At 68.4% G+C, this 19,674-nt stretch carries 16 protein-coding genes, 6 pseudogenes and 1 other annotated feature; of the genes and pseudogenes, 8 read left to right on the top strand and 14 right to left on the bottom strand.

Translation table 11 applies throughout. The features are described from left to right. Positions 1-395: 395 nt before the first annotated feature. From AB0N06_RS23765 to AB0N06_RS23735, 7 genes and pseudogenes are all read right to left on the bottom strand, one after another. Entirely contained in the window at positions 396-1,103 is a 708-nt protein-coding gene (locus AB0N06_RS23765; protein ID WP_366136691.1) for a hypothetical protein, read from the bottom strand. Positions 1,104-1,480: 377 nt separating this feature from the next. Beyond that, complete coding sequence (locus AB0N06_RS23760; protein ID WP_366136690.1) at positions 1,481-1,714, bottom strand: hypothetical protein; 234 nt, start codon at positions 1,712-1,714, stop codon at positions 1,481-1,483. A gap of 183 nt (positions 1,715-1,897) precedes the next feature. Next, positions 1,898-2,596 carry a TetR/AcrR family transcriptional regulator gene (locus AB0N06_RS23755; protein ID WP_366136728.1) on the bottom strand — a complete coding sequence of 233 codons (699 nt, stop codon included), beginning with the start codon at positions 2,594-2,596 and terminating at the stop codon, positions 1,898-1,900. 38 nt (positions 2,597-2,634) lie between these two features. Next, a complete protein-coding gene (locus AB0N06_RS23750) occupies positions 2,635-3,315 on the bottom strand; it encodes a DUF4166 domain-containing protein (RefSeq protein WP_366136689.1) in 681 nt (226 codons plus the stop codon). Beyond that, positions 3,312-4,000, bottom strand: a pseudogene (locus AB0N06_RS23745) (hypothetical protein). The gene AB0N06_RS23750 and the pseudogene AB0N06_RS23745 overlap by 4 nt, the downstream one beginning before the upstream one ends. A 186-nt stretch (positions 4,001-4,186) precedes the next feature. Then, positions 4,187-5,179 (bottom strand): annotated as a pseudogene (locus AB0N06_RS23740) (transposase); the annotation flags it as partial. A gap of 111 nt (positions 5,180-5,290) precedes the next feature. Then, positions 5,291-6,289: a PHP domain-containing protein gene (locus AB0N06_RS23735; RefSeq protein ID WP_366136688.1), complete on the bottom strand. Its 999-nt coding sequence runs from the start codon at positions 6,287-6,289 to the stop codon at positions 5,291-5,293. Positions 6,290-6,622: 333 nt separating this feature from the next. Here AB0N06_RS23735 and AB0N06_RS23730 point away from each other — a divergent pair. Then, positions 6,623-6,913: pseudogene (locus AB0N06_RS23730) on the top strand (hypothetical protein); the annotation flags it as partial. A 3-nt stretch (positions 6,914-6,916) separates the two neighbouring features. Here AB0N06_RS23730 and AB0N06_RS23725 read toward each other — a convergent pair. Beyond that, a pseudogene (locus AB0N06_RS23725) lies at positions 6,917-7,108 on the bottom strand (peptidase S15); the annotation flags it as partial. A gap of 139 nt (positions 7,109-7,247) precedes the next feature. Between AB0N06_RS23725 and AB0N06_RS23720 the strand changes: the two are divergent. Then, complete coding sequence (locus AB0N06_RS23720; protein WP_366136687.1) at positions 7,248-7,964, top strand: TetR/AcrR family transcriptional regulator C-terminal domain-containing protein; 717 nt, start codon at positions 7,248-7,250, stop codon at positions 7,962-7,964. 114 nt (positions 7,965-8,078) lie between these two features. Here the strand turns inward: AB0N06_RS23720 and AB0N06_RS23715 are convergent, their stop codons facing one another. After that, positions 8,079-9,773, bottom strand: a complete 1,695-nt coding sequence (locus AB0N06_RS23715; protein WP_366136686.1) for an acetolactate synthase large subunit — start codon at positions 9,771-9,773, stop codon at positions 8,079-8,081. Between the two features lie 215 nt (positions 9,774-9,988). On the opposite strand from AB0N06_RS23715, the gene AB0N06_RS23710 reads away from it, so the two are divergent. Then, positions 9,989-10,726 (top strand): flavodoxin family protein, encoded by a 738-nt coding sequence (locus tag AB0N06_RS23710; RefSeq protein WP_366136685.1) that lies wholly within the window; start codon positions 9,989-9,991, stop codon positions 10,724-10,726. A gap of 19 nt (positions 10,727-10,745) precedes the next feature. On the opposite strand, the gene AB0N06_RS23705 is transcribed toward AB0N06_RS23710, so the two are convergent. Further along, positions 10,746-11,555 carry an inositol monophosphatase family protein gene (locus AB0N06_RS23705; RefSeq protein WP_366136684.1) on the bottom strand — a complete coding sequence of 270 codons (810 nt, stop codon included), beginning with the start codon at positions 11,553-11,555 and terminating at the stop codon, positions 10,746-10,748. A 350-nt stretch (positions 11,556-11,905) separates the two neighbouring features. On the opposite strand from AB0N06_RS23705, the gene asnB reads away from it, so the two are divergent. Beyond that, a complete protein-coding gene (gene asnB, locus AB0N06_RS23700; protein WP_366136683.1) occupies positions 11,906-13,759 on the top strand; it encodes an asparagine synthase (glutamine-hydrolyzing) in 1,854 nt (617 codons plus the stop codon). A gap of 342 nt (positions 13,760-14,101) precedes the next feature. On the opposite strand, the gene AB0N06_RS23695 is transcribed toward asnB, so the two are convergent. Then, a protein-coding gene (locus tag AB0N06_RS23695) for an IS3 family transposase (RefSeq protein ID WP_366136682.1) occupies positions 14,102-15,339 on the bottom strand; the annotation gives its coding sequence in 2 pieces (ribosomal slippage) (positions 14,102-15,060 and positions 15,060-15,339; 1,239 coding nt in all). Next, positions 14,933-15,061, bottom strand: a sequence feature (AL1L pseudoknot). (Overlaps the previous gene by 129 nt.) Positions 15,340-15,371: 32 nt before the next feature. Between AB0N06_RS23695 and AB0N06_RS23690 the strand changes: the two are divergent. Further along, positions 15,372-15,899 (top strand): annotated as a pseudogene (locus AB0N06_RS23690) (VOC family protein). A gap of 208 nt (positions 15,900-16,107) precedes the next feature. Here AB0N06_RS23690 and AB0N06_RS23685 read toward each other — a convergent pair. Continuing rightward, positions 16,108-16,332 (bottom strand): DUF6381 family protein, encoded by a 225-nt coding sequence (locus tag AB0N06_RS23685; RefSeq protein ID WP_366136681.1) that lies wholly within the window; start codon positions 16,330-16,332, stop codon positions 16,108-16,110. A 167-nt stretch (positions 16,333-16,499) separates the two neighbouring features. After that, a complete protein-coding gene (locus AB0N06_RS23680) occupies positions 16,500-16,946 on the bottom strand; it encodes a nitroreductase family deazaflavin-dependent oxidoreductase (RefSeq protein ID WP_366136680.1) in 447 nt (148 codons plus the stop codon). Positions 16,947-17,118: 172 nt separating this feature from the next. Between AB0N06_RS23680 and AB0N06_RS23675 the strand changes: the two are divergent. Beyond that, a pseudogene (locus AB0N06_RS23675) lies at positions 17,119-17,406 on the top strand (aminoglycoside phosphotransferase family protein); the annotation flags it as partial. 57 nt (positions 17,407-17,463) lie between these two features. Here the strand turns inward: AB0N06_RS23675 and AB0N06_RS23670 are convergent. Beyond that, positions 17,464-18,222, bottom strand: a complete 759-nt coding sequence (locus tag AB0N06_RS23670; protein ID WP_366136679.1) for a DeoR/GlpR family DNA-binding transcription regulator — start codon at positions 18,220-18,222, stop codon at positions 17,464-17,466. Positions 18,223-18,296: 74 nt separating this feature from the next. Here AB0N06_RS23670 and AB0N06_RS23665 point away from each other — a divergent pair, with 74 nt between their 5' ends. Further along, on the top strand, positions 18,297-19,490 hold the full coding sequence (locus AB0N06_RS23665; protein ID WP_366136678.1) for an MFS transporter: 1,194 nt from the start codon (positions 18,297-18,299) through the stop codon (positions 19,488-19,490). Continuing rightward, a partial coding sequence (locus tag AB0N06_RS23660; RefSeq protein ID WP_366136677.1) for a hypothetical protein occupies positions 19,487-19,674 on the top strand: 188 nt, incomplete at its 3' end. The genes AB0N06_RS23665 and AB0N06_RS23660, both read left to right, overlap by 4 nt.

Below are 19,674 nucleotides of genomic sequence, written 5' to 3'. Positions count from 1 at the left end.
CGGCAGCTGCCGGCCGAGCAGGCGATGGGACGGCCGCTGGTCACCCACTGCCCGCCCACCTGGTACCGCGACGAGGCGCACTGCTCCGTTCCCACGAGACCCTCGCGCCGTGAGCACAAGAGGTTCCCGGGGGACGTGACGAAGCTCCCGGTGGATGAGTTGCCGAGCAACGTCTTCCACCAGGAGCCTCGATTGCCCGTCCACCCCTCTGCCATCGATCTGCCCAGCTCTGCCCCGGGCGTTCCTGGCGTCGGAGTTGACGGCGCACCGGCTACCGGTCGGGACCTGGCGGCGTCCTTGTCCGACGCGACGCCCCTTGCTGGCCCTGGCCGACCTCCCGGAAGCCCCGGACCGATTCCGACGGACCGCGGGTTCCAAGTGATGCGGGGGCGGTGTTACCACCTGTCGTAGTAGTCACCGATCACCAGGAAACTGCCCACGGTTGCATCGTTGGCGAACAAGCCGCCCTCGACCGTGGGGGTCACGACGCCGTGGGTGGCGCCGTGCGGACCGACGGTAGCGACCGGAGAGCCGTTGTCGCAGGTGGACCCTCGGTAGACCTGAACGGTCTTCCAGCTGTCGTTACTGATGCTGAAGCTGGTTGAGCCCAGTCCGCTGGCCGCGGTGATGCAGCCCTCGGAGGCGGCGGAGTACGTCCGATCGTTGAATTGAATTCTTCCTTCTTCCCCACGGCCGTAGCCCTGGTCGCGCCCCCCGTAGCCGCGACCCCCGTCATCACGTCCCTCATCGTCACGTCCCCCATAGCCGCTACCCCCGTCATCACGTCCCCCATAATCGCTACCCCCGTCATCACGGCCGCCGTTATCACGGCCGCCGCTTCCTGTCCCGTATCCATTGTCTCCATTGGGGAGCGTCTCGGCAGGGTCGGCCTTCGGGGCGGACGGCACGGACTTCGGGACGGACGGGGCGGCCTTCTGGACGGACGGGGCGGCCTTCGGGACGGACGATGCGGACGGGGCGGCCTTCTGGACGGGCGGGGCGGCCTGGGTGGATCCGTCGGCCGAGGCATAGGTGATGCCGGTGACGGCAAGGACCGATGCGCCTACTACGGCGGCGGTCACAGCGAAGTTGCGCGTGGTCATGTCACTTCTTCCTGTCTCAGAGACGCCGGCCGTACAGCCGACCTGTGATGAAACGTACTGATGGCCCGATTAGCTGTCATATTGGGCATATCGAAGGTGTGACACCAGGGGGCCGACCGGGCGTACGAACGAGAAGCGGCAGCCCGAACTGCTACGTCAGTCGGGTCGACGGATCCGCCGATGGCGAGAGGACGCGGTGAGCCGTAGCGGTCGGAGAGCGGCCCGGCAGGCGAAGCAGTGGCCATTCCGGTCGGACCCACGGAAGGGATGGGGAAGCCCGGCGACACTCACAGAGCGAAGAAAGGTTCGTCGGAGACGACACTGGGGCAGAACTATTCCTCACGGCCGGCATTGCGAACCGGTCGAGCATCTTGAGGCTACCGGTCACACCGCCCGCCCAACTGCACCTCATGGACATGGTCGGGGTCCATACGGTTGAGGATCCGGTCCTTCGGTTTGTCGGCGAAGGCCGGGTTCGTCGATCCCTGCGGTGCGCACACGCGCTGAATCAGCTCACCCTTGCCGTTCTCGGAAAGCTGCTCGTTGCGTGTGAACCCGGTGGACGACCCGGCTCCTTCCTCGTGAGCAACAGCGGTGCCAGCCAGGTCCACTGATATCCCGTCAGTTAACGATGCCGGGTGAGCCGATCACGACAGGACCGGGTCGGTTTCGGCAACGGGTGTCAGACCCGTTACGGACAAGATCAAGCCGTGGCGTGTGCACTCGGTGCGTGAACTGCTTCGTGGCCGCGGCGGCGCCCCAAGGGATGTCCCTCGGGACACCCGCCCCCTCCCCTACTTCGCGCGCCGCACCTTCCTCCTGGCGATGCTCGCCGGAGTCGGCGCGCCCTGCTGCCCCTGCTCGTCCTTCACGGCTCGCGAGGTGCTGGTGCGCCGCATGGTGTGCCGAATCGTGTGCCGCACGGTTCGCTGAGCCACGGGCCCGAGTTCTTCCAGGACGTTGACCAGGGTGGCGAGCTGCTCCAACGCATCGAGTGCCTGTTCGGCGCCGTCATGGTCGACCCCTTCGTACAGTTCCAGACCAACGAACGACGCCACCACCGTCCGGGCCAGACCGGCGGGGTCGGTGAAGTCGGCGAGCACGGTGGAGCCAAGGACCCGGGTCAGAACCTTCTCGATCTCGTCGGTCCAGAGCTTCAGTCCGGCCGCGGTTGCCGGAGCGAGGCGCGGTTGGGTCTGGGCGCCGGCCAGGAGCTGAGCGAGGAAGGCGACGTGGCCACCCGCCCGCTCCTCGGCATGCAACTCGCGCCCGCACTGAAGGAGTTCGGTGAGAGTGCTGACGGAAGCCAGGCGGTCGCGATAGCGGACCACACGCTGTTCGGCCCCGTAGCGGCAAGCTGCTGCCAGGAGTTCGTCGACGGAGCCGAAGTGGTAGAAGACCAGAGCCTGGTTGACCCCCGCTGCGGCTGCGACAGAGCGGGCAGAGGTCTTGGCGATACCGTGCTTGGAGAGCGTGTTCAGGGCGCCTTCCATGAGTTTCGTCCGGGTGTCCTGGCCATCGGTCGCCCCGGTCACGCCCGCGCCTCTTCCCGTACAGGGCGCAGGCCCGCGCGGACGCCGTGCCGATGGGCGTCGACATAATGGGCGCGGAACGTCCCCTCGTATCCGAACAGTGGGCCGAAGCGCCTATTCGTCACCGCCACCCGAATACGGAACCGGCCAGTCATGTCGTCGAAGGATTCGCGCACCTCGGCGTCGCCTCCGAGGACTTCTGGGACCCGGAAGTCGAACGGCCCCTCCCGGAACCGGTGTTCGCCGGATCGGATCAGAAGAGAACCATCGGGCTCGGCGCTCAGCCAGAGATCGCTGGCGAGATGCTGGTGGGTGCCGAGATAGTCCAGGACACAGGACCGTTCGGGGCTGTGGACCATGGTGGCGTCGAACCTGCGCGTTCCGCCGGGCAGCGCGAACGTGCGCACGAAGGTGACGGTCTCGCGGCCGAAGGAGTCGGTGTACGGCACGTTCTCTATCGTGAAGGGGATGTGACGGCCGGTCCGGGGAACGAGGACGTTGCGCGTGCCGCCGAGGGCAAGGAACGGCTTCACGAAAGGCCGCCCGTGCCAGATCCGGTCCATGACACCGTGGCCGATGCATGCCTCACCGTTCTCCAGGCCGACCGAGAAGCGCCGTCGCAACTGGGGATGCAGCCGGTCGAAGTCCTGACCCATGGCGAGGCGGAAGATCGAAGTCATGGACGCTCCAGACGGGCGAGGAGGGTGGGGTGGCGGTCCGGGCCGGAGGCCTGCGCAGACACCGACGCGCCGCGGGTGTAGTGGGCAGGGGCGGCAGCAGGAGCGAGGCCATGACGGCAACGAACGCGGCGGCAGGTCCGAAAGACAGGAGCGAGAGGACGGCCAGCAGCCGTACGCCGAGCTCGGCGAGCGCGTGCCAGAGCGAGCGGGCAGGGCTGATGCCGCGTTCGCACCAGAGTCGCAGCCGGTCGAAGGACCAGGCGGTGGCCCAGCCCATCAAAGGCCGGAAGACCAGGCGGTCCACGCCGGCCCCGGAGCGACCCCAACGCGTCCTGTAGTCGTAGCCGGTCAGGAAGCGGATGCCGTCCGGTGTCGGTACATAGCGCCAGTAGCCGCTGCCCTCGGCCAGCAGGGAGAGTGGGTGGGCCGATACGAACCTGAGCGCCGAGACCCGCTCGCCGTCTGCCCGACGGCGCTCGCCCGCACTGATGCCAGTTCCCGTGACGGTCAGGAAGGGGAGCACGCGGGTCGCGTAGCGGAACCGTTGGGCATCGCTGTGCCCGCCCGGCAGACAGGCGATCTCGGTGAAACGGAGATCCCACCGCTGGTGCTGCGCAGGATTCTGGGTCTGCTCCCAAAGGTCTTCAAGGTCTGCGCGAATGCGCGTCTCGATGTACAGCCCCATGCCGTTCCCGCCCCCGCCCCACAGCATTTGAGCGACCGCTCAACCTGCTCTCGACGCGGACAATAACAGGGAGTTGAGCGATTGCTCAAGAAGTGGCACCCGCGCATGAGATGCTCCCCCGCCGGGGCGCGTGGCGACGATCCCTGCCACGTGACTCCTCCGCCCCCTGAAGGGGGTGGCTTCTCGCTATGCCGGTTGGGCTTCGCGACGGGCCAGCCCGGCCCGTAGAACGTTCAGGGCGCCCACTGTGTCGGCGTGCGCAATGTGGCCGCACACGGTGCAGTGGAACTTCTCCTGGGTGGGCCGGTTCTCCTTGGCGGTGTGGCCGCATGCGGGGCACCGCCGGGAGGTGTTGCGGGGGTCCACGGCCATCACTTCCCGTCCGGCGCTTTCAGCCTTGGCGGTCAGGATCGTCAGGAACACCCCCCAACCGGCATCGTTGATCGAACGGTTCAGCCCTGCCTTGCCCGCGGCTTTGTTGGGCAGGAAGCTGCCCGGCTGATCAGGGTCGGGCTTCGGTGCGGGGGCCCGGCTCATGGTGCGGATCCTGAGGTCTTCGTGCGCGATGAAGTCATGTTCGCGTACGAGGTCGAGCGCGGTTTTGTGCGCGTGATCGAGGCGCCGGCGGCGGACCTTGCGATGCAGGGCGGCGACTGTCTCCACGGCCTTGCGGCGGCGCTTGCTGCCGCGCGTGCACCGGGACAGCGCCCGCTGAGCCCCTTCGAGCTTCCCCGCAGCCTTCCGGCCGTGACGCGGGTTCTCGACGAACCCGCCGGCCGAGTCCGCGAGGAAGTTGGCAATGCCCAGGTCGATACCGACCACGCTGCCGGTCGGGGGCGAAGGCTCGGGTGCGGCCTGTTCGGCGGTCAGCATGACGAACCACTTACGGCCCTCGCGCGTGACGCTGATGGTCTTGACCTTGCCGGCCACCGGCCGGTGCTGGTGGACCTTGACGTGCCCGACACCTTGGAGGCGGACGCGGGTGACGGGGTCGTGCGGGGTGGAGTCCCAGCGGCAGCCGTCGCCGTCCTTCGGGAAGACGACCGTGTCGAAGTGCCCGACGCCCTTGAAGCGCGGGTACCCCGGCGTCTCACCGTTGTTGACCCGGCGGAAGAACGCCTGGAATGCCTTGTCCAAACGCCGCAGGGTGGCCTGCTGGGAGGAGAACGACCAGCGGCCTCCGGACTGACCGGGACGGTGACGATCACCTACACGGGGCTCCGCTGCATGGGCGCGAAGTCACCGGCCCTCCCTGTCCTCGCCCTCGCCACGAACCGACCGGGCTCGGCGTCATGACCAGGCCAGCAGTTCGTCCACCGGCCACGACGTGATGACCCGTTCGGCGGGCACACCGCACTCCTCTGCCCGGGCGCAGCCGAAGATCTGCCAATCGAGCTGTCCCGGCGCGTGCGCGTCGGTATCGATCGCGAACAGCACACCTGTGTCGACGGCCTGCCGCAGCAGACGCCGCGGCGGATCGAGCCGCTCCGGACGGCTGTTGATCTCCACCGCGGTGCCCGCCTCGGCACACGCGGCGAAGACCTCGTCCGCGTCGAACTCCGACTCCGGGCGTCCCCGGCCGGTGATCAGACGGCCCGTGCAGTGCCCCAGCACATCCGCCTGCGGATGGCGAACGGCCGCGACCAGCCGGCGCGTCATGCCCCGTGCGTCCATTCGCAGCTTGGAGTGGACGGACACGACCACCACGTCGAGCTGCTCCAGCAGTCGGTCCTCCTGGTCGAGGGAGCCGTCCGGAAGGATGTCGCACTCGATGCCGGTGAGCAGCCGAAACGGTGCCCACTGCTCGTTGAGTGCGGCTACGACCTCCCCTTGGCGGCGCAGCCGTTCGGGCGACAGTCCGTTCGCCACAGTCAGCCGGGGTGAGTGGTCGGTGAGGACCGCCCACTCGTGCCCCAGCTCGATCGCCGTCCGTCCCATCTCCTCGATCGGACTTCCGCCGTCCGACCAGTCGGAGTGCAGATGGCAGTCGCCACGCAGCAGGGCGAGCAGCGTTTCACCCCCTTCCGTGAGGGGAGCCGCGGCGGCCTCCAGCCGCTGGAGGTAGCCCGGGACTTCCCCGGCCAGCGCTTCACACACCACCTGTGCCGTCTTCGGCCCGATGCCCCTGACCGACTCCAGCGACCCCGACGCCACTCGTTCCGCGATCTCGTGGCCCGTCATCGCCCCCACCGTGGCGGCGGCCTTACGGAACGCCTGGACGCGGTACGTGGCAGCCTGGTCGCGTTCCAGCAGGAAGGCAATCCGCCGCAGGGCATCGACCGGGTCCATCGGCACCTCATTTCCGGCCCCGGCACGACGGGGCTGCGCCGCTGCTCCCTCCACGTTGGCACAGCCTGGCAGCAGGCGGCATCTTGTGCACGGACGGTGGCCCGAGTCCGGTGAGGAACGTGTCATGGGGTGCGCGTTCCGCCGAGTTCACCCCCTGGTCAAACCGATCACCCAGCGGGTCGGTGGGTCAGAGGAACAGTGCCACGGTCATGGCGTCAGGCGATGATGTTCCCGCCGTGCCAGGCCACGACGAAGCCAGTATCGAGGCCACGTAGGGTAGGAATCTTCGGCCGGCGGAAGCCCTCTGGAGTACCTGAAGGACGTGCGCCCCCGATGAATCGTGACGAGGCTCCCGCTCGACTCCGTCTCAGCGCTGCACTGGACGGCCTCGCCGTCACCTTCCTTGGCATGACCGCCCGTTCCGACGAGTACAACTGTCCGTGTCACTGGGGCAGCGCGCAGGAACTCGCGCAGTTGAAAGCGCCGGGCCTGGAGTTGGACCCCGACCTCCTGCGTCGCACCTGGGATGCCCCGGACTGGACCGACCACGCGGCCGTGCTGCGTCGCATCCTGCCTCAGTTCGCCGCGGCACTTGTCCGTGGCCCCGTCGATTCACTCGGTATGGAGCGAGCGCACGACAAGGGTGGGGAAGTCTCCCTCCGCACGCGGAAAGTAGTGATCCGTACGCAACGGGCTGCCATCGGCGGCCGGCACCACCAGTCCCGGCTCCCACCCGGCTTCGTGCCGCTTGGCCGGGAGATTGCGCCAGGTCGCTCTCATCATCCGTGCGGACAGCGGCGGCTTCCCGGAAGGCGGCATCCAGGCCGACCTCGGCCCAGCGTCGTGCATGTGTGATGTCATCGTTGCCCTCCACTATTCTCGTACTACGTACGAGAATAGTGGATGCTTGGATGGCTTCGATGCGAGAGGCAGCGACCAGGAAAGGAATACGAAGATCGTGACCCCTGACGGCGGGTCCGGCGCCATGAGCGTCGACCCACAGCAACTCTGGCTCGGTCCCACCCGGCCCCGCAGGGGGCGCAGGCCCACCTTCAGCCGCGAGGCGATCACAGCGGCAGCCGTCGCCCTCGCAGACGCGGAAGGGCTCGACGCGGTCACCATGCGACGGGTCGCCGCACAGGTTGGAGCCGGCGCAATGTCGCTCTACAGCTACGCCCCCGACAAGGAAACGCTGCTGGAACTGATGGTCGACCACGTCAGCGGCGAACTGCCGACGCCGGACGACCGCACCGGCGACTGGCGCACCGACCTGAAGGCCATCGCCCACCTCCAGCGCGCCCATATGCTCCGGCACCCCTGGCTGCCCGCCGCCCTGTCGGCCCGCCGGACACCCGGCCCCAACACCCTGGTCTTCCTGGAGCACGCACTTGCCGCCCTGCGGCCCACCGGGCTGGACGGCGCAGCGAAGCTGGAGGTCTTCGCCCAGCTCACCGGATTCGTCGCCGGGCACGTCGCCCACGAGATCGCGCAGGCCGCAGCCGCGGCATCGCCCGACCGGACCGCAGCCGAAGCCCGTTACCTCGCCGCTGTCGCCGCGGACGGCCACCACCCGGAGCTCGCCGAGGCCCTCTCCGCACCCGGACACCCGCTCACTCCGGAAGCCACGTTCACCCGGTTCCTCAACCGTCTGGTCGATGGCCTCGACACCGACTGATCCGGAAGCCCTCCACGAGGTACGACAAGCCGGCCGTCCGCCATGAGCCGCCTGCTGGGCACGTCCATCAATGACCCAAAGTGCAGTGATCACAAGCGTTGTTGACACGTGAAGTCAGAACGGGCCCTGGAGCGCGCCGAGCCGCTCTGTGAGCCGCAGGTTCTCGGAGTAATCGACGGGGCAGGCGATCACCGACACCCCGTCGCCGGCCAGCGCACGCCGCAGCACCGGCAGTAGCTGACCGGCCGTCTCGATGCGGTAGCCGTGGGCGCCGAAACTCTCGGCGTAGGCGACGAAGTCCGGATTGGTGAAGCGGGTGTGGCTGTGGCGTTCGAGTTCGAGCTCCATCTTCCAGGTGATCAGGCCGTACTCCTCGTCGACCAGTACGAGGACCACCAGCGGGATGTGTTCGCGAACGGCAGTCTCCAGTTCCTGGGAGTTCATCAGGAAAGAGCCGTCGCCCATCATGGCCAGCACACGCTGCTCCGGGCGGGCCAGTTTCGCGGCGATGGCACCGGGCAGCGCGAAACCCATGGTGGACAGTCCGTTGGAGACCAGGCAGGTGTCCGGCTCGTACGCGGGATACAGGCGGGCCATCCACATCTTTCCGGCGCCGGTGTCGGCGAGCACGATGTCGTCGCGACCGAGTGCCGCTCGCACGTCGGCGACCACGCGCTGCGGCACGAGCGGGCATGCGTCGCTCCGTCGTCCGTACGCCAGCTCCTCGTTGAGCAGGGCCCGGATGTGCGCACCGGGCCCTGACTCGTAGTCGAGGCTGTCCGGCAGCGCTCCCGCCAGTGCGTCCAGTGCCTGCGAAAGATCGCCCTCGACGCCGACCGTGACCGGGTAGTGTGCATCCACCTCGGCGGGAAACCGGTGCAGGTGAACGATGCGCTTGTCGCCGTCCGGATTGATCTTCACCGGGTCGAACTCCTGGACTTCGTAGCCGACGCAGATGAGGACGTCCGCGGCGTCGAAGCCGAAGTTGGAATAGTCGTGGCGCATAAAGCCGACCGCCCCGAGTGCGTTCGGGTGGTCGTCGGGGAAAACTCCCTTCCCATGGAAGGTGGTCGCCACAGGCACGTTCAGCTGCTCGGCAAAACGCATGAGAGCCTTTGATGCCTTGCCTCTCGCGGCACCGTGTCCGGCAAGCACGACCGGTCGGCGCGCCGTCGCGAGAACCTCCGCGGCCCGGGCGATCTGGGAGGGCGACGGCGCGTCGGCATGGACCGTGTCGACCTGCAGGGGGTTGAGCGGCTCGGTGATCCGTGAGGCTTCGATGTCCTCGGGGACCGCTACGAAGACCGCACCCGGACGCTCGCTCTGCGCGGTCTTGAACGCCTTCCGTACCATCTCGGGCACCGCGACAGGGCTGTGCACGCGAGCGGACCACCGGGTGACCGGCGCGAACATCGACACCAGATCGATGACCTGATGGGACTCCTTGTGTACCCGGCCCAGCGATCCCTGGGCAGCGAGAGCCACGAGCGGTGTGCTGTTGGTCGTCGCGTCCGCGGCGCCCAGCAGGAGATTGATCGCACCGGGCCCCAGCGTGGCCGAGCAGACCCCGGCCCGCCCGGTCAGGCGTCCGTAGATCTCGGCCATGAACGAGGCGCCCTGCTCGTGGCGGACCAGGACATAGCGGATGTGCGAGCCGTCCAGGGCATCGACGAAGCGGATATTCTCTTCGCCCGGAATCCCGAAGATGTAATCCACGCCCTCAGCCTCAAGACAGCGGACCATCAGGTTCGCGACGTCCTCGGTCCCCGTCTCGGAGCTCTGCGGACCGGAGGTGCGGTGGGTGTCCATGGCCCGAACGTATGCACATGCCGGCGGGCGAACCACGCACCGACCCCCGGCCGGGTGACGGGCACGTCCGTCAAGGCTCGTCCTGCCGGGTGTTCGGCTGTCGGAGTGATCACCGGTGCTCGACTGCGCCATAACAGCCGTATCCAGATCCCTGCCAGCACGATGGTCGGTGTTGCACCGCCGTGACGGCACGGCGGCGGAAGCCAGGAGGACCTGTGACCACCCAGTCGCCCGCTGCCGACTCATCGCCCGCCCGCTACGACGACCTGCGCGCCCTCGTCGTCAACTGCACGCTCAAACGCTCACCCGAAGTCAGCAACACACAAGGGCTGATCGACAAGAGCCGGGACGTGATGGAGGCGCAGGGCGTAGGCGTCGACGTCGTACGGGCCGTCGACCACGACATCGCGACCGGCGTTTGGCCGGACATGACGGAACACGGCTGGGCCAGTGACGAGTGGCCCGCACTGTACGACCAGGTGATGGCGGCCGACATCCTCGTGCTGGCCGGCCCCATCTGGCTGGGAGACAACTCGTCGGTCATGAAGAAGGTGATCGAACGGCTCTATGCCTGTTCCAGCCTGCTCAACGAGAAGGGTCAGTACGCCTACTACGGCAGGGCCGGCGGCTGCCTGATCACCGGCAATGAAGACGGCGTGAAGCACTGCGCGATGAACGTGCTCTACAGCCTCCAGCACCTCGGGTACACCATCCCGCCGCAGGCCGACGCGGGCTGGATCGGGGAGGCGGGCCCAGGACCGTCGTATCTCGACCCCGGGTCCGGCGGGCCCGACAACGAGTTCACCAATCGGAACACCACCTTCATGACGTGGAACCTGATGCACCTGGCGGCCATGCTCAAGCGGGCGGGCGGGATTCCGGCGCACGGCAACCAGCGATCCGAATGGGAGGCGGGCTGCCGCTTCGACTTCCCGAACCCGGAACACCGCTGAAGCGCGCGAGGGCGACCCTTCAGGTGCGGTTCTCGCTTCGGTCGCGGATCACCGACATCAGTAGCCCGTGGGTTTCGGCGTCGGCCGCCACGACAAGTCCGCGGCTTCCCTGCCCGATCCGGGCGCCGTCGATCCCGGTGACGACGCAGCCGGCGGCCCGGCACAGAGCGATGCCGGCGGCGAAATGCACGCTCTCGGACAGGTCGCCGCCATCGGTGACGTACGCTGCACGCTTGCCGGCGGCGACCCAGGCCAGGGCCAACGTCGTGGACACGACCCGCGGCCGGAACCGCTCGATGAACTTCGGGTGGGCCAACAGCTCCACGGCCCGGAAGTCAGGTGCGTTCGGGAACGGCGGATCCAGGTTGACGTCCACCAGTTGGGTGACGGACGTGGGCACCAGTTGCACATCGGCCCCGTTGTGCCGCACCCAGGCGGTCTCACCGTCGGTGAAGAAGACCTCGCCGCTGAACGGGTCGGCCACCGCCGCCGCCCCGTCGCGCAGCGCCACGTTGACGGCCACCAGCATGTTGCCGACGGCGTAGTTCAGCGTGCCGCACAAGGGATCCACCAGCCACTGGCGCCCAGCCTCGGCGGTCCCCTGCTGCCCGCCCTCCTCGCCGAGCACCGCATCCTCGGGTCGAGCGGCACGGATGACGCCGAGGATCGTCCTCTCGGCCTCGACATCGGCGGCGGTGGCGAAGTCCCCGGCTCCCTTGTCGATGCGGGTGAGCTGCTGGCCGTACATGGTGCGCACCACGTCGGCGCCGGCATGTGCCGCAGCTATCGCAACCCCAGCATCGTCAAGGCCGGCGTATGAATTAATCATGCCGTGCATGATATCGGCGGCAATTCCACCGGCCGGAGCAGAATCGATCGCTTCCGCCGCCGATGGTGCGGCTCACCGCCATTTCAGTCACCGCACCGAGGACTGGCACTACGCACACCCGGGCACCCGGGCACCCGGGCACCCGGCCAGAACATCCACCGGTGACCGCCCCGGATCCGGATCCCGCAGCGCGTGAGACCGACCGGCACATGGGGGGTTGCGTAGCCAGCCAGCAAGAAACTCGCTGGCGGAGAGGCTGACATCAGCCACCCGTTATGTCTACTTGATCCCTATAGTCGGCAAGGTGTGCATCCCCTGGATGCTTTCTCCACGACAAGGAGGGCCACTCCGTGTGCGGAATCTCCGGCTGGGTGTCCTACCGGCGCGACCTGCGGCAGGAACGCTTCACCGCCGAAGCCATGAACGTCACGATGGCCTGCCGTGGACCGGATGCACACGGCCTGTGGCTCGACAGACACGCGGCGCTGGGCCATCGCCGACTCGCCATCATCGACCTGCCCGGCGGCGTCCAGCCGATGACGGAGCGCACCCCGGACGGCGATGTCGTGCTGCTCTACTCGGGAGAGGCCTACAACTACAGGGAATTGCGCGACGAACTGCGTCGAAACGGCCAGCGTTTCCGTACCGACAGCGACACCGAGGTCGTGCTGCGCGGCTACCTGGAATGGGACGCCGACCTCCCCGAGCGACTGAACGGCATGTTCGCGTTCGCGATCTGGGACGGCCGCACCGAGCGGCTGCACCTGATGCGCGACCGGATGGGCATCAAGCCGCTGTACTACTTCCCCACCGAGGACGGCGTGCTGTTCGGCTCCGAGCCGAAGGCCATCCTGGCGAACCCGATGGTGCCCCGCGAGGTGGATCTGGAGGGTTTGCGCGAACTGTTCTCGATGGCCAAGACCCCAGGTCACGCGATCTGGAGAGGGATGCGGGAGGTGGAGCCGGGCACACTGGTGACCGTCGACCGCTCCGGCCTGCGCACCCACCCCTATTGGCAGCTGCGCTCGGTCGCGCACACCGACAGCCGCGACGACACCGTCGCGCGGGTACGCGAGCTGCTCGACGACATCGTCCGCCGCCAGCTGGTCTCCGACGTGCCCCGGTGCATCCTGCTGTCGGGCGGGCTCGACTCCAGCGCGGTCACCGCGCTGGCAGCCGAACAGCTGCGCGGCAAGGAGACCGTGCGCAGCTTCGCCGTCGACTTCGTCGGCCAGAGCGAGAACTTCGTCCCTGACGATCTGCGGGCCACCCCGGACACTCCCTATGTGCACGACGTAGCCAGGCACGTCGGAACCAACCATCAGGACATCGTCCTCGCCCCCGAGGGGCTGGCGGATCCGAGCGTGCGCGCGGCAGCCGTGCGGTCGCGGGACCTGCCTCTGGGGCTGGGCGACCTGGACCAGTCGCTGCTCCTGCTGTTCCGGGCGATCCGCGAGCACTCCACGGTGGCACTCTCCGGTGAGTCCGCGGACGAGGTCTTCGGCGGCTACGCATGGTTCCACGATCCTGCCGCTCGAGATGCCGGCACTTTCCCCTGGCTGGCGGCCCTGGAGCGCCGGCGCGGCCGCGGCGGCAGTTCGGTGCTCGATCCCGGGCTGCGCGAACGTTTGGGCCTGGAAGGCTACGTGGCCCAGCGCTACGAAGAGGCCATGGCGGAGGTGCCCCGCCTGGACGGGGAACGCGATCCGCTGGAGCGTCGGATGCGGGAGGTGTGCTATCTGCACCTCACCCGCTTTGTGCGGGTACTGCTTGACCGCAAGGACCGACTGAGCATGGCCACCGGTCTGGAGGTGCGCGTTCCGTTCTGCGACCACCGTCTGGTCGAGTACGTCTTCAACACCCCTTGGTCGATGAAGACGTTCGACGGCCGGGAGAAGAGTCTGCTGCGGGCGGCCACCGCTGACCTGCTGCCGCGTTCGGTTCTGGAGCGGGTCAAGACCCCGTACCCCTCGACCCAGGACCCGGCCTACGCTGTGGAGCTGCAGACCCAGGTCCGCGACATGCTGTCGGCAGGCAACAGCCCCGCCCTCGACCTGTTGGACCGCGGCCGGCTGCGGGAGATCATTTCCGCCGAGCCCGGCCAGGTCGGCACCGCGGACCGCAGCAGTCTGGAGCGGACACTGGACCTGGCCGTCTGGTTCGAACTGGAACGGCCTACGCTCACGCTCTGCACCGGCGGCTGACGCAGCCCCACCGGGTGCGCGGCGAGGCGCGGCCCATGGCCGGTGACGGCGAAGCGGCCCACGGTGCTGGACGTGTGTCGCTACGAGAGTGTGGTGTATGAGCCGGGGTTCGTGCGTTGCCGCCGCGCCAGGGAGGGCCTGCGCGTCCAGCGCGCATGTACCACGCCCTGGACGGTCGCCGGACGGTGCTCGGGGTGCCGGCCGCGGCCCTCGTCACGGCCTCGGCCGCCTACCAGCGTGGCTGAGCCGCGTCGCAGAAATGCGCCATCGATCCGCCACACACGGCCCACGCCAGGCGCTGACTGTCAGAGGTGTCAAGCCCCGGGTTTCGTGGAGACTGAGTTAGCTGGTTCTCTGGAGTGACGTAGGGGGTTCGGCCGCGAGGTAGTGGGCGGCCTCGTGTTCGGCGGGGGTGACGTGGCCGAGCTCGCCGTGGAGGCGGCGCTGGTTGAACCAGTCGATGTACTCGGCGACCGCGATCTCGATGTCGTTGATGCCGGTCCACGGTCCCTTGTTGCGGATCAGCTCGGCCTTGAACAGGCTGTTGAACGCCTCGGCCAGGGCGTTGTCATACGAGTCGCCCTTCGAGCCAACCGAGGCCACGGCGGCCTCCTGTTCGAGACGTTCGGTGTAGCGAAGAGCTCGGTATTGGACTCCGCGGTCCGAGTGGTGCGTGAGGCCGGTGAGGTCGGCGCCGGTGTGCCGACGGCGCCAGATGGCCATCTCCAGCGCGTCGAGGGCGAGGTCGGTGTAGAGGGAGGTGGCGACCTGCCAGCCGACGACCATGCGGGAGAAGACGTCGATGACGAAGGCGGCGTAGACCCAGCCGGAGAAGGTTCTGATGTAGGTGATGTCCGCTACCCACAGCTGGTTCGGCGCGGTCGCGGTGAACTGCCGCTCCACCAGATCGGCGGGCCTGTCGGTCTCGGGGGACGGCCGGGTGGTGCGTGGGCTCTTGGCCCGGATCACTCCGCGCAGACCGGCCGCGCGCATGAGGCGCTCGACCGTGCAGCGGGCCACCTCGAATCCCTCACGCAGGAGGGCGGCGTGGACCTTGCGGGCCCCGTAGACGCCGTAGTTGGCCTCGTGGATCCGGCGTATCTCCTCGGTGATCTCCTCGTCTCGCAGGCTGCGGGCCGAGGGCGGGCGGTTGCGGGCGGCGTAGTAGGTGCTCGGCGCGATCGGCGCGTCCGTCTCGGCGAGGACATCGCAGATCGGCTGGACGCCGAACGTCTCTTTGTACTGGTCGATGTAGGCGACCTTCATCGCAGTGGACGGTCCAGCTCCGCGGCGAAGAAAGCCGAGGCGGACTTCAATATCGCGTTCGCCCGCCGCAGTTCCTTCACCTCCCGCTCCAGTTCCATGATCCGTGCGGCGTCGGTGCTGCTGGTGCCGGGAACGATGCCCTCGTCGGTCTCGGCGCGCTTGACCCAGCCGCGCAGGGCCTCGGGGTGTACGTCCAGCTGGTCGGCGATCCGCTTGATCGCACCGGCCCGGCCGGCCGGATCCTTGCGGGCCTCGACCGCCAACCGCGTCGCACGCTCGCGCAGTTCGTCGGGGTACTTACGGGGAGCAGCCATGGTCGGCATCCTTCCGGGTCTTCGATGTCTCCATCAAACCCGGGGCGGTTCAAGGTGCGCAGTACGGTCCTGCTACGGCAACCAGAATTGATCTGACGCTTGATTGCGCAGACGCGCAGCTCCTTGCCGCGTTCTGGAAGACGGCGCTGGGCTAGGTCGATGAGCCACCACCTGCTCCTTTCAACACACGCGTCCTTTCAACACACGCGTCCTTTCAACACACGCGTCCTTTCAACACACGCGAAGAGTGCCTCGCGCAGTTCGACCTACCGGAGGACGAATCCGAGGATGACGGCGCGTGGCTCTGCGATCCTGACGGGGCCGGCCCCCGCCTCTCCATCCTCAGAGTCCCCGAGCCCAAGACGGCAAAGAACCGGCTCCACATGGACGTCCGGGTGCCCGGACACGGCAGTCCCGACGAGCGATGGGCGCGGATCAAGGCAGAGGCCGAGCGTTTGGTGAAGGCGGGCGGGAGTGTCCTGGAGGAGTTCAGCGGACACCACGTGATGATGGCCGACCCGGAGGGCAACGAGTTCTGCGTCGCCGCAGCCTCAGCGTGAAGCGGACTCCGCCGACGCCGACCGGCGCGCGCCCCGGGCGGACAACCGTCTCCGGCTCACCCTGTGGACGGTTTCCCGACCCCAGGGCGCGAAGGGCTTCGTCGTCCCGTCTCGGCACCGGCGGGTCGAGTGGACTCCTAGCGGGCACGAATGGCCTCCCCTGCAGGTCGGGGGGAGGCCATCGGTACCGCTGGACGCGAACGGTGCGTCACCGGGGCGGGAACTCGTCCTTCTGACTGCCGGCACGGCGTCCGGGCCTGTCCTCGGCCGCGCGTCCGCCCTGCTGTATGGGCTCAAGCAGGCGTCGGACCTCATCGTGCAGCCTGCGGCGTTCCTTGGGATCGCTCGTGTGCTCGGCACGCTCGTTCAGCTCACGCACCTTGTGCTGCGTCTGCTGCGCACGACTGGCGGACTCGCCTGCAACGCTCATCATCGCTCCTGGGGACGGGAGGGGGTGGGGACACGTCGCAGCCAATCAGTGCCCTCTCTCCGCCGCACCCCGGAGGGTGACCGTGCGCAATCACTGCAGGTCGGTGTACAGCACGGCGAACCAGAGCCGTGGCTCGTCCGCGAGCGTCCTGTCCGGATCCCTTGTCGTGGTCAGTGGTTCCGGGCCGCCGGCTCCAGGACGAAGACGGGAATCTGCCGGTCGGTCTTCAGCTGGTAGTCCGCGTAGTCGGGGAACGCCTCGACCGCGCGCTCCCACCACACGGCCTTCTCTTCGCCGGTGACCTCACGGGCGTTCATGTCCTGCCGTGCCGGGCCGTCCTGGAGTTCCACCCGGGGGTCCGCCGTGAGGTTGTGGTACCAGACGGGGTGCTGCGGAGCGCCGCCCTGCGAGGCGACCACGGCATACGTTCCGTCGTGCTCGACCCGCATCAGCGGTGTCTTGCGGATCTTTCCACTCTTGGCTCCGCGCGTGGTCAGGATGATGACCGGCAGACCACGCATGGTGGTCCCCTCCGTGCCGCCCGAGCTCTCGAACAGCTCGACCTGATCGCGGACCCACTGTGCGGGGCTCGGCTCGTACTCACCCTTGAGAGGCATGGAATCTGTCCCATCGTCGCCATACGGACATTCGGACACGCGGACATCGACGTGTCCCACTGCACCGAGAACTCTTTCATCATTCCGCCCTCGCGAGAGCGCGAACCGTACGTGTGTCACAGCGGCAGCCGGACCGGAGTCAGGAGTCGGGCGGTCTCAGGCGCAGCTGCAGTGGCCTGCAGACCTGGACGTGGCCCACTGCTCAACAGCCTTGGCGCTGCTGCACGGTGCCCGCGTCGGGGCCCTGTTCGCCGACCATTGCGTCGCCGAGGGCGGCATCCCGGCCGATGATCCCGCAGCCCACCTGTACTGGCGGATGCTGGATGCGCTCGCTTGCGCACCGGACGCGGAGAAGGTCGCCGGGTCCTGGCGCGAACCGGGGCGGGACGACCTCACCCAGGCTCTGCTCACCAGCAGGCTGGAGGAGTATCTCCAGACGCTCTTCGACCGTAACGGCTGAGCCGCCCGGGAACGGAAGACGGAGTGACGTGCGGGTGCCGTTCAACTGACGCGCTTGTCATACCTGTCGCACGTGCACACCCGCCGCAGTCAGTGCGTCGACTTCCGCCTCGGGCGCGGCCTCATCGGTGACGACGGCGTGCAGTGCGGTGGCAGGCGCGACAAGAGCAAGGGCGGTACGGGAGAGCTTCGGGCCGTCCGTGACTGCGATGACGCGGCGGGCCGACGCGATCGCGGCCCGCTTGACGGCGGCGTCGTCCAAGTCGTACGCGGTCAGGCCGTTCGCGGCGTTCAGTCCACAGCAGCCGATGACCGCGGTGTCGAAACGCAGGGCGGCCAGCGATGCCTCGGCGAGCGGGCCGGTGAGTGCGAGCTCGCCCGGCCGGGGGCGGCCACCGGGCACCAGCAGCGTGAGGTCCCGTGCTCCGGTCAGTGCATTCACCGCGTGCAGGGACAGTGGCATGACCGTCAGGCGGCGGTGCTCCAGCGCGCGGGCCACTTCCAGGCAGGTGGTGCCGCTGTCGAGGACGACGGACTCCCCGTCGGCGATCAGCCCGGCAACCTCGGAGGCGATGCGTCGCTTGGCCTCCAGCCCCTCCGTCGCCCGCATCCCGAAGGGGGGTTCGTCGCCGCGCAGCAGCAGGCTCCTCGCTCCTCCGCGGTATCGCTCCAGAATGCCCTGCTCGGCCAGGGTCTCCAGGTCACGGCGGATGGTCATCTCCGACGCCCCGGTGAGGGCGGCCAGCTCCGCGACGCCGGCACTGCCCGCGCCACGTACCGCCTCAGTGATCCGTCTCAGTCGATCTGTGCTCGCCACATCAACGATAGAACACTATCGATGTTCACAACGCAATCTTTCGAACATTATTGATGTTAGATATGTTCATTGGCATGGAGAAATCGCTGCGGACCGGCCGCCTGGTCACGACCGCCTACTTCGCCCTGAACGGCTTCGTCCTGGGGATGTGGGTCGTCCACATCCCTGCCGTCGAGCGCCACGTGGACATCAGTCATGCCGTGCTCGGCTGGCTGCTGCTGCTCCTCGGCGCGGGAGCCTTCGCGGGGATGCGGATCACGGGCCCACTCACCGATCGGTGGGGCGCCCGCGTCGTCGTACCTCTGAGTGCGGCTCTGTGCAGCGCGGCCGTGGTCCTTCCGGGTCTGGCCACGGATGCGTGGACGCTGGGAGCCGCACTCGCACTGCTCGGATTCGGCAACGGCTGCCTCGACGTCAGCATGAACGCCCACGCCATCCAGGTCGAGCGGGGCTACCGACGCCCCGTCATGTCCGCCTTTCACGCAACGTTCTCCATCGGCGGCGTCCTTGCCGCGCTGGTGGGCGCGCGCACGCTGAGCTGGGGCTGGAGCCCGGCGGCGACCCTCGGCTCGGTGGCCGTCCTCGGCCTCGCGGTCGCCGCGCTCGCCGCCCGCGGACTCCTGTCGGCCGAACACGCCCCCTCCCCTGCCGAGAAGGCTTCCGGCGGTGTGGCGCAACCGGTGCCCCGGACATCCCGCCGCATCTGGGCGCTGGCCGCGCTCGCGCTGATGCTCATGCTCTGCGAAGGAGTGGCCAACGACTGGAGCACTCTGCATCTGCGGGACGTCCTGAACGCCAGCGCCGCCACCGCCGCTCTCGCCTACGGTGCGTTCGCAACCGCCATGACCATCGGCCGGCTGCTGACCGACCGAGTGGCCATGCGTTTCGGGCCCGTCGCCATCCTCCGCTACGGGGCGGCCCTGGCCGCAGTCGGGCTGACGACAGCCACGTTCTCCACCTGGATCCCGCTGGCCCTGGCCGGTTGGGCCGTGTTCGGGGCCGGGCTGTCCGGCTGCATCCCCCAGCTCTTCAGCGCCGCAGGCCACGCCGACCCGGGCGCCGCCGGAACGAATGTCTCGCGTGTCGCCGGTCTGGGCTATCTCGGCATGCTGGCCGGTCCCGCCGTCATCGGACCGCTGACACACTTCGTCCCGCTCAACCTGACCTTCCTGCTGCCCCTTGGGTTCTGCGTCGTGGCCGCGTGCGCAGCCGGAATACTCCGCTCGGCGCGCAACGCTCCGAGCCGTCTGGAGGCTGAGGCGGCATGACCGGCACGGGCCGCACGGGCTCCCTGTCCACCCGCGTCGTCCTCGCCCCACCGCTCATGAACACGGTCATTTCCCCCGGCCGTGACCCACGTGGTGGCCTCGTAACGCAGCGCGTTGGACGGGTCGGCGGGGGTGGTTCCGCTCGCCGTGACCCGGACGGCGTCGCCGCCGTCGTAGGACGGGG

The organism is Streptomyces sp. NPDC051020, assembly GCF_040683105.1.
In the GTDB taxonomy this organism is placed as follows: domain Bacteria; phylum Actinomycetota; class Actinomycetes; order Streptomycetales; family Streptomycetaceae; genus Streptomyces.
This window is presented reverse-complemented; position numbering and strand designations above follow the sequence as displayed.

What these genes read in the sequence shown, in the direction of transcription:
- AB0N06_RS23765 (WP_366136691.1), bottom strand. Translation starts at nt 1,103, where the DNA reads ATGACCACGCGCAACTTCGCTGTGACCGCCGCCGTAGTAGGCGCATCG.
- AB0N06_RS23755 (WP_366136728.1), bottom strand. Translation starts at nt 2,596, where the DNA reads ATGGAAGGCGCCCTGAACACGCTCTCCAAGCACGGTATCGCCAAGACC.
- AB0N06_RS23750 (WP_366136689.1), bottom strand. Translation starts at nt 3,315, where the DNA reads ATGACTTCGATCTTCCGCCTCGCCATGGGTCAGGACTTCGACCGGCTG.
- AB0N06_RS23735 (WP_366136688.1), bottom strand. Translation starts at nt 6,289, where the DNA reads ATGGACCCGGTCGATGCCCTGCGGCGGATTGCCTTCCTGCTGGAACGC.
- AB0N06_RS23715 (WP_366136686.1), bottom strand. Translation starts at nt 9,773, where the DNA reads ATGGACACCCACCGCACCTCCGGTCCGCAGAGCTCCGAGACGGGGACC.
- AB0N06_RS23705 (WP_366136684.1), bottom strand. Translation starts at nt 11,555, where the DNA reads ATGATTAATTCATACGCCGGCCTTGACGATGCTGGGGTTGCGATAGCT.
- AB0N06_RS23685 (WP_366136681.1), bottom strand. Translation starts at nt 16,332, where the DNA reads ATGATGAGCGTTGCAGGCGAGTCCGCCAGTCGTGCGCAGCAGACGCAG.
- AB0N06_RS23680 (WP_366136680.1), bottom strand. Translation starts at nt 16,946, where the DNA reads ATGCCTCTCAAGGGTGAGTACGAGCCGAGCCCCGCACAGTGGGTCCGC.
- AB0N06_RS23665 (WP_366136678.1), top strand. Translation starts at nt 18,297, where the DNA reads ATGGAGAAATCGCTGCGGACCGGCCGCCTGGTCACGACCGCCTACTTC.